Annotated in this window: 14 protein-coding genes and 2 tRNA genes; 6 read left to right on the top strand and 10 right to left on the bottom strand. The window is 67.8% G+C overall.

Going from position 1 to position 12,882, the window contains the following annotated elements; genetic code table 11:
- Positions 1-202: 202 nt before the first annotated feature.
- The 5 genes from ampE to V3B64_RS20600 all read right to left on the bottom strand — a co-directional run bounded on the left by ampE (position 203) and on the right by V3B64_RS20600 (position 3,914).
- A complete protein-coding gene (ampE, locus tag V3B64_RS20620; protein ID WP_065723581.1) occupies positions 203-1,090 on the bottom strand; it encodes a regulatory signaling modulator protein AmpE in 888 nt (295 codons plus the stop codon).
- Between the two features lie 135 nt (positions 1,091-1,225).
- Positions 1,226-2,131 (bottom strand): NAD(+) diphosphatase, encoded by a 906-nt coding sequence (nudC, locus tag V3B64_RS20615; protein WP_032127201.1) that lies wholly within the window; start codon positions 2,129-2,131, stop codon positions 1,226-1,228.
- A gap of 146 nt (positions 2,132-2,277) precedes the next feature.
- Complete coding sequence (gene erpA / locus V3B64_RS20610; protein ID WP_012512304.1) at positions 2,278-2,670, bottom strand: iron-sulfur cluster insertion protein ErpA; 393 nt, start codon at positions 2,668-2,670, stop codon at positions 2,278-2,280.
- A 31-nt stretch (positions 2,671-2,701) separates the two neighbouring features.
- A complete protein-coding gene (locus V3B64_RS20605; RefSeq protein ID WP_006398829.1) occupies positions 2,702-3,166 on the bottom strand; it encodes a polymer-forming cytoskeletal protein in 465 nt (154 codons plus the stop codon).
- A gap of 4 nt (positions 3,167-3,170) precedes the next feature.
- Positions 3,171-3,914: a DUF6776 family protein gene (locus V3B64_RS20600; RefSeq protein ID WP_019336613.1), complete on the bottom strand. Its 744-nt coding sequence runs from the start codon at positions 3,912-3,914 to the stop codon at positions 3,171-3,173.
- Between the two features lie 179 nt (positions 3,915-4,093).
- Here V3B64_RS20600 and V3B64_RS20595 point away from each other — a divergent pair, with 179 nt between their 5' ends.
- Genes V3B64_RS20595 through V3B64_RS20585 form a run of 3 tightly spaced genes read left to right on the top strand, consistent with a single transcriptional unit; the run spans position 4,094 to position 8,860 of the window.
- Positions 4,094-4,711: a DUF4126 domain-containing protein gene (locus V3B64_RS20595; protein ID WP_049461254.1), complete on the top strand. Its 618-nt coding sequence runs from the start codon at positions 4,094-4,096 to the stop codon at positions 4,709-4,711.
- A 44-nt stretch (positions 4,712-4,755) separates the two neighbouring features.
- On the top strand, positions 4,756-6,642 hold the full coding sequence (locus V3B64_RS20590; protein ID WP_329894289.1) for an EAL domain-containing protein: 1,887 nt from the start codon (positions 4,756-4,758) through the stop codon (positions 6,640-6,642).
- Position 6,643: 1 nt separating this feature from the next.
- Positions 6,644-8,860, top strand: coding sequence for an ATP-binding protein (locus tag V3B64_RS20585; protein ID WP_329914853.1), 2,217 nt, complete (start codon positions 6,644-6,646; stop codon positions 8,858-8,860).
- A 58-nt stretch (positions 8,861-8,918) separates the two neighbouring features.
- Here the strand turns inward: V3B64_RS20585 and bfr are convergent, their stop codons facing one another.
- From bfr to V3B64_RS20570, 3 genes are all read right to left on the bottom strand, one after another.
- Positions 8,919-9,389 carry a bacterioferritin gene (bfr, locus tag V3B64_RS20580; protein WP_005419804.1) on the bottom strand — a complete coding sequence of 157 codons (471 nt, stop codon included), beginning with the start codon at positions 9,387-9,389 and terminating at the stop codon, positions 8,919-8,921.
- 143 nt (positions 9,390-9,532) lie between these two features.
- On the bottom strand, positions 9,533-9,742 hold the full coding sequence (locus V3B64_RS20575) for a bacterioferritin-associated ferredoxin (protein WP_005411309.1): 210 nt from the start codon (positions 9,740-9,742) through the stop codon (positions 9,533-9,535).
- Between the two features lie 108 nt (positions 9,743-9,850).
- Entirely contained in the window at positions 9,851-10,471 is a 621-nt protein-coding gene (locus V3B64_RS20570) for an RNA pyrophosphohydrolase (protein WP_032127170.1), read from the bottom strand.
- A 120-nt stretch (positions 10,472-10,591) separates the two neighbouring features.
- Here V3B64_RS20570 and V3B64_RS20565 point away from each other — a divergent pair.
- Positions 10,592-10,668, top strand: a tRNA-Met gene (locus V3B64_RS20565).
- Between the two features lie 55 nt (positions 10,669-10,723).
- Positions 10,724-10,798: transfer RNA gene (locus tag V3B64_RS20560), tRNA-Gln, on the top strand.
- A gap of 327 nt (positions 10,799-11,125) precedes the next feature.
- On the opposite strand, the gene rpsI is transcribed toward V3B64_RS20560, so the two are convergent.
- Both rpsI and rplM read right to left on the bottom strand, forming a co-directional pair.
- Positions 11,126-11,518, bottom strand: a complete 393-nt coding sequence (rpsI, locus tag V3B64_RS20555) for a 30S ribosomal protein S9 (RefSeq protein WP_005411311.1) — start codon at positions 11,516-11,518, stop codon at positions 11,126-11,128.
- Positions 11,519-11,520: 2 nt separating this feature from the next.
- Positions 11,521-11,949 carry a 50S ribosomal protein L13 gene (gene rplM / locus V3B64_RS20550; protein WP_005414692.1) on the bottom strand — a complete coding sequence of 143 codons (429 nt, stop codon included), beginning with the start codon at positions 11,947-11,949 and terminating at the stop codon, positions 11,521-11,523.
- A gap of 197 nt (positions 11,950-12,146) precedes the next feature.
- Between rplM and coq7 the strand changes: the two genes are divergently transcribed.
- A complete protein-coding gene (gene coq7 / locus V3B64_RS20545) occupies positions 12,147-12,791 on the top strand; it encodes a 2-polyprenyl-3-methyl-6-methoxy-1,4-benzoquinone monooxygenase (RefSeq protein WP_049401665.1) in 645 nt (214 codons plus the stop codon).
- The last annotated feature ends 91 nt before the right edge of the window (positions 12,792-12,882 follow it).

The raw sequence follows: 12,882 nt of genomic DNA, 5'->3' as shown, positions 1-12,882 counted from the left end.
TGGGTGGGGGGGGGGGGGGGGGGGGGGCGCCCCCCCCCGCGCGCCCCCCCCCCCCCCCCCCCCCCCCCCCCCCCCCCCCCCCCCCCCCCCCCCCCCCCCCCCCCCCCCCCCCCCCCCCAACCCGCAGCAATCCTGCCGTTGCTGTTGCTGTTGCTGTTGCTGTTGCTTCTGCAGGTGCAGGGCTGCAAGCCCTGCAAAGCAACTACGTCACCCAGCCTGCAATCACCAGCAGGGCGAGGATCGCCAGCCACAGCAGCAGCATCCGCCACACCAGGCTCATCGCATCCCGCAGGTCCGGCAACCGCTGCCACACCGGCAACAGCCCCGCCTCGGTGTAATCGTGCGCATCCTCGCGCAGCTCGGCATTGACGCTGGCCCGCGCCACCGCGCCGAGGAAACCGATGCCGCCCGCCAGGCGTTCGCCATGGGCCTGGCGCCAGGCCTTCCACGCCGTATCGAAGTTGCCCACCAGCGCCATCGAAAACGCCATCAGCTGTGCCACCGGCCACTCGATCCAGCCCAGCAGGCGCTGCGCCAGCGCCAGCGGCTCCACCGGCACGCGTGCACGCATCGGGCTCTCCGCCATCAGCGCCAGCAGCCGGTAACCCAGCGCACCGGCCGGGCCCAGCAGCAGGAACCAGAACAGCACCGCGAACCAGCGCCGCAGCGCGTTGAGTACGGTCGCCTCGACCAGTGACGGAATGTCCTCGCGCAGGCTGCCACCGGCCGCCTGCAGGTTGCGCACCGCGGCCTGGCGCGTCGCCGCGTCATCGGCATCGATGATCGCTTCGATATCGCGGTCCAGATCGCGCGGGCCCCAGCACCACGCCAGCACCGCCACGCCCAGCAGCAGCGACGGCAGGCCGAACAGCACCCCACGCAGCAACCACGCCAGCAGCGCCATCAGCAGCAGCGGCGGCAGCAGTGCCAGGGCAACGCCTGCCGGCCCCTGCCAGGCCTTGCCACCGCGCGCGTCCAGCCAGCCCAGCCAACGCCGGAAGCCGTCGAAACGGCGCAGCGAGGCGGCAGCGGCCGGGGCAACATGGCCCAGGGCCAGTGCCACGAGCACGGCGGCCAGAGTGGTGAACATGGCAGGTCTCCCTACGAAACAGAACGCTCGGCGTCGCTACCTTACCTGTCGCAGCGGCGCCCTCAGCGGTGAACCCGGACTGTAACCCGGGCCGTGTTCAGGTGGCGGCAATACAGGCGCCACCGTCAGCCCCGCTCAGCCCTTCTGCTGCCGGTACCAGTGTTCGATCAGGCCGCGCGAAATCGAGATCGGCGGCGACAGGCGGATGCCCTGGCCATCGTCCTCCACATCGCGTGCCAGTGCCGCGCCGACCTCGTCGGCACTGAACCAGCGCGCATCTTCCAGCTCGCCATCCACGGTCGGCAGGTCATCCTGCGCCTGTGCACGGAAACCGATCATCAGCGCGCCCGGGAACGGCCACGGCTGCGAACCGAGGTACTGGCAGGCGGTCACCCGTACCTTGCTCTCCTCGTGCACTTCACGCACCACGGTCTGCTCGAAGGTCTCGCCGGGTTCGACGAAGCCGGCCAGCACCGAGTAACGCCGCGGTGCCCAGTTCGACTGCCGGCCCAGCAGCAACCGGCCCTGGTTTTCCACGGCGACGATCACGGCGGGGTCGACACGCGGGTAGTGCTCGGTGGCGCACTGCCCGCAGCGGCCGACGAAGCCACCACGGGCAAACGCCACGGCGCCGCCGCACACGCCGCAGAAGCGGGTGCGCGAGTGCCAGTAGGACATGCCGCGGGCATAACTGAAGGCGGTCGCATCGGCCATCGGCCACAGCAGTGCGGCCTGGCGCAGGTCGAGGCGGCGCGGGGCCGTGACGGTAACGTTGGCGGCTTCGACCGAGAACCAGGCCTGCTCGCCACGCAGGCCAAGGAAGATCGCGGCACCGGGGCCGCCGCCGATGTCGGCGCCGGTCAGCGCCAGCGGCTGGTCGTCATCGCCGGTGAAGGCGCTGCCGTCCTGATCGAGCACGAGAATGCGCGCGCCCGGCCACAGGCGCGCCAGTGCATCGGCATCGTCGCGCAGGGCATCGGCGCGCTCCAGCGGTTCGCCAACGAAGGCGAAACCGGAAAGCGGCGAAGGAGTATTGGGCATCCGGCAAGCGTGCCGCCAATCGATGCAGGTGGCAAGTTCGGCGCTGTGCGCAATCTGCCGGTGTGGGCGTGCAGGCACAGCATCCACGCATGGCGTGGATCTACTGAGGTGCCAACCTTGGTTGGCACATTCCGGCCACAGGCCTCTTACATGCTGAAGCTGCTGCCGCAGCCGCAGGTGGTCTTGGCGTTCGGGTTGCGGATCACGAACTGGGCACCGGTCAGGCTCTCGGTGTAGTCCACCTCGGCGCCCATCAGGTACTGCAGGCTCAGCGGGTCGACCAGCAGGGTGACCCCGCTGGTCTGTACCGCCAGGTCATCCTCGGCACGGTTCTCGTCGAACTCGAACCCGTACTGGAAGCCCGAACAGCCACCGCCTTCGATATACACGCGCAGGGCCAGGTCGAGGTTGCCCTCTTCCTGGATCAGGGATTTGACCTTGGCGGCCGCCGACTCGGTGAAGTTCAGCGGGCGCTCCAGCGACTGGTAATCGGGCGCGGCAACCGGGGTGGCGCCGGGCAGGGAGACTAGCGTGCTCATGGTGTCAGCATGGGGGTGCCGACGATGGCTTTCAAGCCATCGCCTCGGCCAGCTTGCGGCGTGCGGCGGTGTCACCCTTGCCGCCATTGGCCTCATCACCTTCCGGGGCCGGCAGGGCCGCCATCGGGGCGCTGGCATGGATCAGGCGGCCGTTCAGCTGGGCACCCGCATTCATCTCCACCACCTGGTAATGGACGTTGCCATTGACCCGCGCGCTCGGGGTCAGTTCGACCTTCTCGGTGGCATGCACGTCGCCGTCCAGGCGTCCACTGATGACCACCACCTGGGCACGGATCTCACCTTCGATCACGCCATGCTCGGCGACCGTCAGGGTCGCGCCGCTGGCGCCTTCGGCGGCGATCACCTTGCCGTGGATGCGGCCTTCCACATACAGGCCACCACTGAATTCCACATCACCGCGGATCACCACCTGGTTGCCGATCAGGGCATCCACCACCAGCTGGCCTTCACGGTTGGATTTGCTGCTTCCGAACATCTGCCTACTCCCCTTTGGCGGCCGGCGCACCGGCCTGTTTCCAGTCGAATACCTGGGTGGTACCCCCCGTACCACTCCCCAATGTCACCCGCACGCGTTGCGGGGTGAAGTCAGCCGGCAGCATCACGCTGCCGGTGAGCTGCTGGAAGTACCGGAACGAGTAATCCTGTCCCGGTACCTTGCTGCGCTGGTGCAGATCATCCCAGCTGATCGTGGCCAGCTTGCCGTTCTTGACGCCTTCCACGGTGAAACGCATCTGCCCCTGGCTGATGGCGCCGCGGTTGAGGTTCTGTGTCAGCACGGCGGTGTACTGCCAGGTGCCGGCCGCTTCCGGGCTGAACTCGATCGAATGGGTGTTCAGGCCCTTGCGCTGGCTGGTCGAACCCACCAGGCGCTCATAGAAGGCAACGTCGGCACGCAGGCCGGCGATTTCCTCATCGCGTTCGGCCAGCGAGGACTGCACCTCGGTGTTGGCGGCGCGGCTGATGCGGTCGGAGGCTTCCAGCGTGGCCTGCTTCTGGCGCAGTTCGGTCAGCTGCGCCTGCAACGTCTCGGCGCGCTTCTCGGCGGCCTGCAGGCGCTGGCCCTGTGCATCGCGCGGCGTGGCCATCCAGCAGCCACCCAGCACGGCCAGCACCAGGCTGAGCAGCCAGATGCCGCCGATCACCAGCAGGCGGCGACGGTCGGCCGGCGGTTGCGGCGCGCCGGGCAGGCGAACCTGCACGCGCATGGGAGGACGGTTGGTCATGGGTGGATTCCGGGGCATCGCGAGGGCGACACCGGTACGGCCCCTGTGGCAAACGACGGGCTAGTGTATGACAGGACGGGTGGGTTTCCTGCGCAGTGGCGAGCCACCGTCTGTGGCGTTCAGGCATGCCATCGTCGATAGTGTGGTCCCCTGCACAGTTCCGTCGCCGGAGCATCGCCATGACCGAAGCCCACCTGTTCGTGATCGGCATCCTGCTGGCCTGGCTGGCCGGCATCCGCGTCTACCTCACCGTGTTCGGTGTCGGCCTGGCCGGCCTGCTCGGCTGGGTCGACCTGCCGCCGGCCCTGCAGGCCACGGAATCGTGGTGGGTGCTGGGCACCTCGGCAGCGCTGGCGGTGACCGAATTCTTCGCCGACAAGATTCCCGGCGTCGACTCGGCGTGGGATCTGGTGCAGACCCTGGCACGCGTACCCGCAGGGGCCTTCCTTGCCGCAGCCACGCTGTCGCCGGATGGGCAGCTGGGCACCGGCGCACTTGCTGCCGGTGCCGGTGTCGCGCTGGCCAGCCATGGCCTGAAGGCCGGCACCCGCGCCCTGCTCAATACCTCGCCCGAGCCTGCCAGCAACTGGGTGGCCTCCGCCGCCGAGGACACCGTGGTGGTCGGTGGCCTGGCCCTGGCCCTGGCACACCCGTGGATCGCGCTGATCGTGGTGCTGGCCTGCAGCCTGGCCGGCGCGCTGCTGGTGTGGCTGGTCTGGCGCGCCCTGTGGAAGGGCGTGCGCTGGCTGGCACGCAGTGCGTCGCCCGACAGTCCACGCCAGCCCGGTACCGGTTGATCGCCGGGCTTGTCGCATAATGGACGCGAACACCAGGAGCACCGATGGCCGCAAACGAATCCCCCGCGGGCGCCCGCCCGGGACGCGCTGAAACCCCTCCGGCCGATCATTGGCAACGCTGGACCGCTGAACCGGCGAGCGCGGTCGCCGCAGCGCCGGCCGCGGTTCCGCCGCTGGCCGCCTCCGACGCACCCGCATCGATCGGCAGCGCACCGCCGCCGCTTCCCGGCCCGGCCGTGCTGGCCGAGGCTGGCAACAACGACCAGGCGCCGCCGCCCTCCGATTCGCCCTACCGCGTGCTGATCGTCGAGGACGACCGCGCGCAGGCCCTGTTCGCACAGAGCGTGCTGCATGGTGCCGGCATGCAGGCGATCGTGCACAGCGATGCCGACGGCGCGCTGCAGGCGATCAAGGAGCATCGGCCCGACCTGATCCTGATGGACCTGCACCTGCCCGGCCTGGACGGCATGCGCCTGACCGCGCTGATCCGCCAGCAGCCTGGCCTGCAGTTGCTGCCGATCGTGTTCCTGAGCGGCGATCCGGACCCGGAACGCCAGTTCGAGGTGCTCGACAGCGGCGCCGACGATTACCTGAGCAAGCCGATCCGCCCCCGCCACCTGATCGCCGCCGTGGCCAACCGCATCCGCCGCGCACGTGCGCAGGCAGCGACCCTGCCTGGTGCTACCGGCGCACCGGCCACCAGCAATCCGGAAACCGGCCTGCCGACACGTCACCACGTGCTGCAGCAACTCAACGCCACCCTCACCCATCGCGACCGGGGCGGCGTGTTCTTCATTGAAGTGGCCAGCGCGCTGGGCCTGCGCGAACGCTATGGCTACGCCGCCTTCGAGCGCCTGATGGTGCAGGCCGGGCAGCGCCTGGCCGAGGCCGGCCATCCGCACCTGCTGGCACGCCTGAACGACAACAGCTTCCTGCTGCTGGCCCGCAATACCGATGAAGACAGCCTGGAAAGCATCGCCGCGACCCTGCGTGAGCAGCTCTCGGCGCGCGCCTTCGTGATCCGCGATGATGAATCGGTGCATCTGCGCGGCGTGGTGGGTTACGCGCCGCTGTCGCCGGGCTTCGACGATGCCAACGCTGCACTGGAAGCGGTCGAGCGCACCACCCTGCAGGCACGCCTGCTCAGCGCCGGCGTGGCGGGCCACGTGCATCGCCAGGCCGTCACCGAACAGGAACACCTGGCACTGCTGGAAGGCCAGCTGGAGCTGGCCTATCAGCCGATCGTCGCCGTCGCCGGTGGCAACACCGCGCAGTACCAGCTGCTGCTGCGCCTGCGCCAGGCCGACGGCACGGTGCTGGCGGCCGGCCAGGTGATTCCCGCCGCCGAAGCGGCAGGCCGCATCGCCGACCTCGACCAGCAGGTGATGGACCATGCGCTGGGCCTGCTGGACCTGTACAGGCACGCAACGCAACCGCTGAACCTGTTCGTTTCGCAGTCGCTGCGCACCCTGCAGCGCGATGCCTTTGGCGACTGGCTGCTGGAATCACTGCAGCAGCGTGACCTGCCCGGCAGTGCGCTGGTGATCGACGTGCGCCTGCCCGACGCGCTGATCCACACCGTGCCGCTGCAGCAGTTCTGCCAGCGCATGGCCGGCGCCGGCGTGCGCTTCTGCCTGAGCCAGTTCGAACCCAGTGGCGAAGCCGATGCACTGCTGACCCAGCTGCCGCTGTCGTTCGTGCGCATGGCCGCGCGTTTCTCCAGCAGCCATTCCAACCCGGCCACGCGCGAGGAACTGCGCAAGGCGATCGAACAGGCGCATGCCGCCGGGCTGCAGATCATCGGCCAGCAGATCGAGGACCCGCAGGCCGCGGCAGCGATGTGGGTCGGCGGCGTCGATTACATCCAGGGCAACATGGTGCAGTCGGCCGGCAGTGACCTGAACTTCGACTTCCACAACGCGGTGCTCTGAGGTGCCGCTGTGGGGCGTGCTGCTGGTTGCCCTTGCTGCGGCCGTCGCACTGCTGCTGTTGGGCATGCGCCTGCGCGCGCGCAGCCGGGCACTGGCCCAGCTGCAGCGCGAGCACAGCGCGCTGGCCAGCGAGCGCGACCAGCTGCGCCATACCACCGAACGCCAGGGCCAGCTGGAACAGCAGCTGCTGCAGGCCAAGCAGGCCGCCGAAGCGGCCGTGCTGGCCAAGGGCGAGTTCCTGGCCACGATGAGCCACGAGATCCGCACGCCGCTCAACGGCATCCTGCCGATGCTGGAGCTGATCGCGCGCGGGCCGCTGGGTGAGGACCAGCGGCAGATGCTGGCCACCGCTTCGGCCAGTTCACAGCAGCTGCTGCGCATCGTCGACGACATCCTCGACTACTCCCGGCTGGAAGCGCAGGCGCTGGAACTGGAGATCACCAGCTTCAACCTGCGCGAACTGCTCGATGGCGTGGTGCAGCTGATGCAGCGCGCCGCCGATGCCAAGGGCCTGTCCCTGGCCCTGCAGCTTGACCCATCGGTGCGCCTGCCGGTGCGCGGCGACCCGGTACGCCTGCGCCAGGTGCTGAGCAACCTGCTGGCCAACGCCATCAAGTTCACCGCCCGCGGCCAGGTGCAGCTGCGCGTGCAGCGCCTGGGCGAAGGTGCGGCCCAGCACCAGCTGCGCTTCGAGATCATCGACACCGGCATCGGCATCGATGAGGCACTGCAGGCACGCCTGTTCCAGTCCTTCAGCCAGGCCGATGCCTCGACCACGCGCATCTACGGTGGCACCGGCCTGGGCCTGGCCATCTGCAAGCGCATCATCGACCTGATGCACGGGCAGATCGGCGTGCAGTCCACGCCCGGCCAGGGCGCAACGTTCTGGTTCGAGATCCCGCTGCTGAAAGTACCCGGCGACCTGCCTGCGATGGCGCGCGCCCCCGCAGCGCTACTGTTGTTCAGCGCCGATGCAACGCTGCAGGCACGCATCGAGCGCATCGCCGCCCACCATGGGCTGCAGGTGCAGGTGCTGGCACAGCTGGATGCCGTGGTCGAGCGCCTGCGCGCTCCCGCGCGGCCCGGACAACCAGCACCGGCATGGCTGATTGTCGATTCCCGCACCCGCCGCAACGGCGAGGTCACGCTGCAGCAGGCGCTGGCCGAGCGCGGCGACGATGATGCACTGCAGGTACTGTGGCTGCAGGAAGACACGCCTGCACAACGCCCGCGCCAACGCCAGCTGCTCCCGCATTTCGATGATGCAGCCCTGCATGCACTGCTGGCGGCGCCTGCCGCGCCTGCCCGCCCTGCCGCCCTGCTGGCCAATGCCGAAGACGGCTTGCCCGCACCGACGCTGCCGCCATTGCACCTGCGCGTGCTGCTGGTGGAAGACAACACGGTCAACCGGATGGTGGCCGAGCACCTGCTGCGCGTGTTCCAGTGCGAGGTGCGCAACGCCGCCGACGGCGAGCAGGCACTGGCCGCCCTTCGCGAGGGCGGCGTGGACGTGGTGCTGATGGATTGCCAGATGCCGGTGCTGGACGGCTACGCCGCCACGCGCCACTGGCGTGCGGAAGAAACGGAAACCGGGCGCTCGCGGTTGCCGATCATCGCGATGACGGCCAACGCCATGGCCGGTGACCGCGAACGCTGCCTGCAGGCCGGCATGGACGATTACCTGTCCAAGCCGATCGCGCGCGCCACCTTGCATGCGCTGTTGAAGCGCTGGGGGGGCGGTAGAGCTGCATCACCTGCACGGCCTTCTGTAGAGCCGAGCCATGCTCGGCTGACGGCCAATAGCAGTCGCGCTCCATCAGCCGAGCATGGCTCGGCTCTACAAGACGACGACAGCCGAGTCGGCTCCAAGCCACAGCCGGTGCTGGACCGTGATGTGCTGGACGAACTGCACGCGGTGATCGGCGATACCGCCCTCCAGATCGTCTCGGTGTTCCTGGAGGATGCGCCGGCGATGGTGCAGCAGCTGCAGCAGGCCGCGCAGAGCAGCGACGAGCCGCGACTGCAGGCAATCGCCCACAGCCTTAAATCATCGAGTGCGAACGTGGGGGCGTTGTCGCTGTCGGCAATCGCGCAGCGGATCGAGCACGAAGCCCGTAGTGGCAGCCTGCAGCGCCCCGCAGTGGCGGTGGCGCTGCTGGTTGCCGAATTCGCCCGGGCGCGCGTGGCGCTGACGGGCTACCTGGCACAGCATCGGTAGCGTCGAGCTTGCTCGACCATCGCCATGCTGATCACAGTCGAGCAAGCTCGACGCTACGTCACTCTTCCAGCTTGCTGAGCAGGTACTTCGGCTCGCCGATACGCTCGATCAGGTCGAGCTGGGTTTCCAGCCAGTCGATGTGTTCTTCTTCCGAGTCGAGGATCTTCACGAACAGCTGGCGGCTGACGTAGTCGCCTACCGAATCGGAGTAGGCCACGGCCTCGCGCAGGGTCACTACGCCGTCGCGCTCCAGCGACAGGTCGCACTGCAGGATCTCGGTCGGGTTCTCGCCGATGCGCAGCTTGCCCAGCGCCTGGAAATTCGGCAGGCCTTCGAGGAACAGGATGCGGTCGGCAAGCATGTCGGCATGCTTCATCTCGTCGATCGATTCCTTGTACTCGTGTTCGGCCAGCTCCTTGATGCCCCAGTTCTTCAGCATCTTGGCATGCAGGAAGTACTGGTTGATCGCGGTCAGCTCGTTGTAGAGGACCTTGTTGAGGAATTCGATGACCTTGGTGTCGCCCTTCATGGGGGTGCTCCTGCACGCTGAAAACGCAGGCACTTTAACGCCTTGCGCGCGGCCGTGAAGGAACGCGAATCGTGCGCATTGGCCTGTGCGGCCGCACGTGAAGGATGCGAAAGCGCGGCGTCAACGCGCCGCGAAAGAGACGATCAGGCGACCTGTGCCAGACCGAGGACGGGCAGCGGCAGATCGTGGGTGGCACGCGCCTTGGCCAGCAGATCGCCGGCCATGTCCAGGCAGGAACCGCAGGTGGCACCACAACCGGTACGCATGGTCAGTTCGGCCACCGTGCTGACGCCATGGCTGGCGGCTTCGCGGATCTGGTGGTCGGTGACTCCGTTGCAGATGCAGACGTACACAGGCGTGAACCGGGCTGACAGGCCAAGAGTGGCCTGTTGGCTATTCCAATGGAAACGAGAATGGTTGTCAATCAGAGACCTGAACCATTCTCGATACGGTTCAGCCGGTCACGTGGCCGGACCATCGCCGGTGGCCTTCTTCGGCCAGTAGCCGCGGGTCCGTGGGCGCTTGCGTGGGCGGTCATGCCCGGCGGTATGGCCCGGCATCCAGGCCTCCGCAGCGCTCTTGGGCATGGCGGTCACGCCCTGCCCGGCCACCCCGCGCGCCAACGGCGCCAGATGTCGCAAGGCGCGCGCATAGACGCCACGCTTGAACATCACCACGTGCTCCACCGGGTACCAGAAGTCCACCCAGCGCCAGTGGTCAAACTCGGGTGAGTCGGTGTGGTCCAGCTTCACGTGGGACTCGTCGCCGGTCAGGCGCAGCAGGAACCAGACCTGCTTCTGGCCGATGCAGACCTGCCGCTCGTTGCGACGGATGGCCCGCGCCGGCAGCTTGTAGCGCAGCCAGCCGGGCGTTGCCCCGAGTACTTCCACGTGCTCAGGCAGCAGGCCGGTCTCTTCCTGCAGTTCACGATACATGGCCTCGACAGGCGTCTCGTCGGTATTCATGCCACCCTGCGGGAACTGCCAGCCGTCCCGGCGCACACGTCGTGCCCAGAACACCTGGCCGTCCTGCCGCATCAGCACAATGCCGACGTTCGGTCGATAGCCGTCCGGATCGATCACGATGCGGACTCCTAAAAAATCTACTGGTCGGGACTATCCCATGCCGCCTGTCGGCCCACAAGCACGATACAAAAGTGTTGACAGGGGCGATACACATCCGCAGAATAGCGGGCTCACCAAGGCTATGTAGCTCAGCCGGTTAGAGCACAGCACTCATAATGCTGGGGTCGGTGGTTCGAGTCCACCCATAGCCACCACACTGAAAATCAAGTTGTTTTTCAGCGTGAAAAGTGAGATAATAGTTGCACGTTTTGCCCCGTCGCCAAGCGGTAAGGCACCTGACTCTGACTCAGGCATTCGGTGGTTCGAATCCATCCGGGGCAGCCAAATTAAAAGCAAAAGGCCAGATCGAAAGATCTGGCCTTTTGCTTTTAATTTGGTCGCGCATTCCACCTTATCCCCGCGCCTGTCGGCGCACCCCCTTGAACAACAAGGGGGCTATTCTCCAGAGAGGCGCTGCGGGATCGGACCCTGCCCCGCAGGAAACGGCGCCCCCCCCCCCACCCCTTCCGAGATGCGAAACCCCGGGTAGTGCCGGCCGCTGGCCGGCAACCAGGAAATCCACGACCCCAGAACGACAAAAGCCCGGCCGAAGCCGGGCTTTTGCTTGTCCAACCAGCGGGCCCCCGAAGGAGCCCAACCAGGCGCGGTAAATCAGCGCTTGGAGAACTGGGTGGCGCGGCGGGCCTTGTGCAGACCGACCTTCTTACGCTCGACTTCACGGGCGTCACGGGTCATGAAGCCAGCCTTGCGCAGCTCGGACTTCAGGGTTTCGTCGTACTCGACCAGAGCACGGGCGATGCCCAGACGGATCGCACCGGCCTGGCCGGTGGTGCCGCCGCCAGCGGCGGTGACCAGGATGTCGAAGCTTTCGGTGTTCTTGGTCAGCTCGAGCGGCTGGCGCACGATCATGCGCGCGGTCTCACGACCGAAGAACTCGTCCAGCGGACGGCCATTGACGGTGATGTTGCCCGAACCCTTGCGCAGGAACACGCGAGCGGTGGAGGACTTGCGGCGGCCAGTGCCGTAGTTTTGAGTGATAGCCATGATTAGATATCCAGAACCTGCGGCTGCTGTGCGGCGTGCGGATGCTCAGTGCCAGCGTAGACCTTGAGCTTGCGGTACATCTGGCGACCCAGCGGGCCCTTCGGCAGCATGCCCTTCACGGCGATCTCGATCACGCGCTCCGGGTGGCGCTCCAGCGCCTGTGCCAGGGATTCGGTCTTCAGGTTGCCGATGTAACCGGTGAAACGGTGATACATCTTGTCCTGCAGCTTCTTGCCGGTGACGGCAATCTTTTCTGCATTGATGACGACCAGGTAGTCGCCGGTATCAACGTGCGGGGTGTAGACCGGCTTGTGCTTGCCACGCAGACGGCGGGCCAGCTCGGTGGCGAGACGGCCCAGGGTCTTGCCCTCGGCGTCGACGAGGTACCAGTCGCGCTGGACGGTCTCGTTCTTGGCAGTGAAAGTGCTCATGAAGAACTCTAGGTTAGGTCGGGCTCATTGCGGCGAAAGGCTCGCCGGAACTCTGCCACGCGTTGTGAAAAGGTGAAGCGTAAGAGGCGGGATTGTACGCAGGTCAGCCCCCCGTTGCAAGCAGGCCCCTGACCGGGTTGGCAGGGGGACGGGGTCGGGCGAGAATCGCGGGGTCTTCCGCCCCACCGTGTACCGCCATGACCGTGCTCCGCCAGATCACCCCGCTGGACCACCTGCTGACCGAGGCGCAGCGCGCCCTGGACACGGTGTTCGGCAACCCGCCGGCGGCCCGCCCCTATCCGGCTGCAGACACCGACGAGCCGGGCATGGACAGCACCGAACGCCGCCACGCGGCCGGCCTGATGCGGATCAACCACGTCGGCGAGGTCTGCGCACAGGGCCTTTACTTCGGCCAGGCGGCCGTGGCCCGCGACCCGGCCACGCGTGAACACCTGCTGGAAGCGGCCCAGGAAGAAACCGACCACCTGGCCTGGTGCGCCACCCGCCTGGGCGAACTGGACAGCCGTCCGAGCCTGTTCAACCCGCTCTGGTACGCCGGCAGCTACACCATCGGCACCCTGGCCGGGCTGCGCGGCGACGGCTGGAACCTGGGCTTCGTGGTCGAGACCGAGCGCCAGGTGGAAGCCCATCTGGACGAGCACCTGGTCGACCTGCCGGCCGGCGACCTGCGCAGCCGCGCGGTCATCGCCGTGATGAAAGAAGACGAGGCCCGCCATGCGGACCACGCCGAGCAGGCCGGCGCACGCCGCCTGCCGTTCCCGATCCCGGGCGCGATGGCGCTGGCTTCCAAGGTCATGAAGACCATCGCCTACCGGCTGTGACCGCCAGGTAGTGCCGGGGGGGGGGGGGGGCCCCCCCCCCCCCCCCCGCGCCGCCGGGGGGGGGGGGGGGCGGCGGGCCCCGGGCCGCGAG

Origin of the sequence: Stenotrophomonas sp. SMYL86 (genome assembly GCF_036320025.1) — a bacterium.
Classification (GTDB): Bacteria; Pseudomonadota; Gammaproteobacteria; order Xanthomonadales; family Xanthomonadaceae; genus Stenotrophomonas; species Stenotrophomonas maltophilia_A.
Note: the sequence above shows the minus strand (reverse complement) of the source record. Positions and strands in the feature narration are given on the sequence as shown.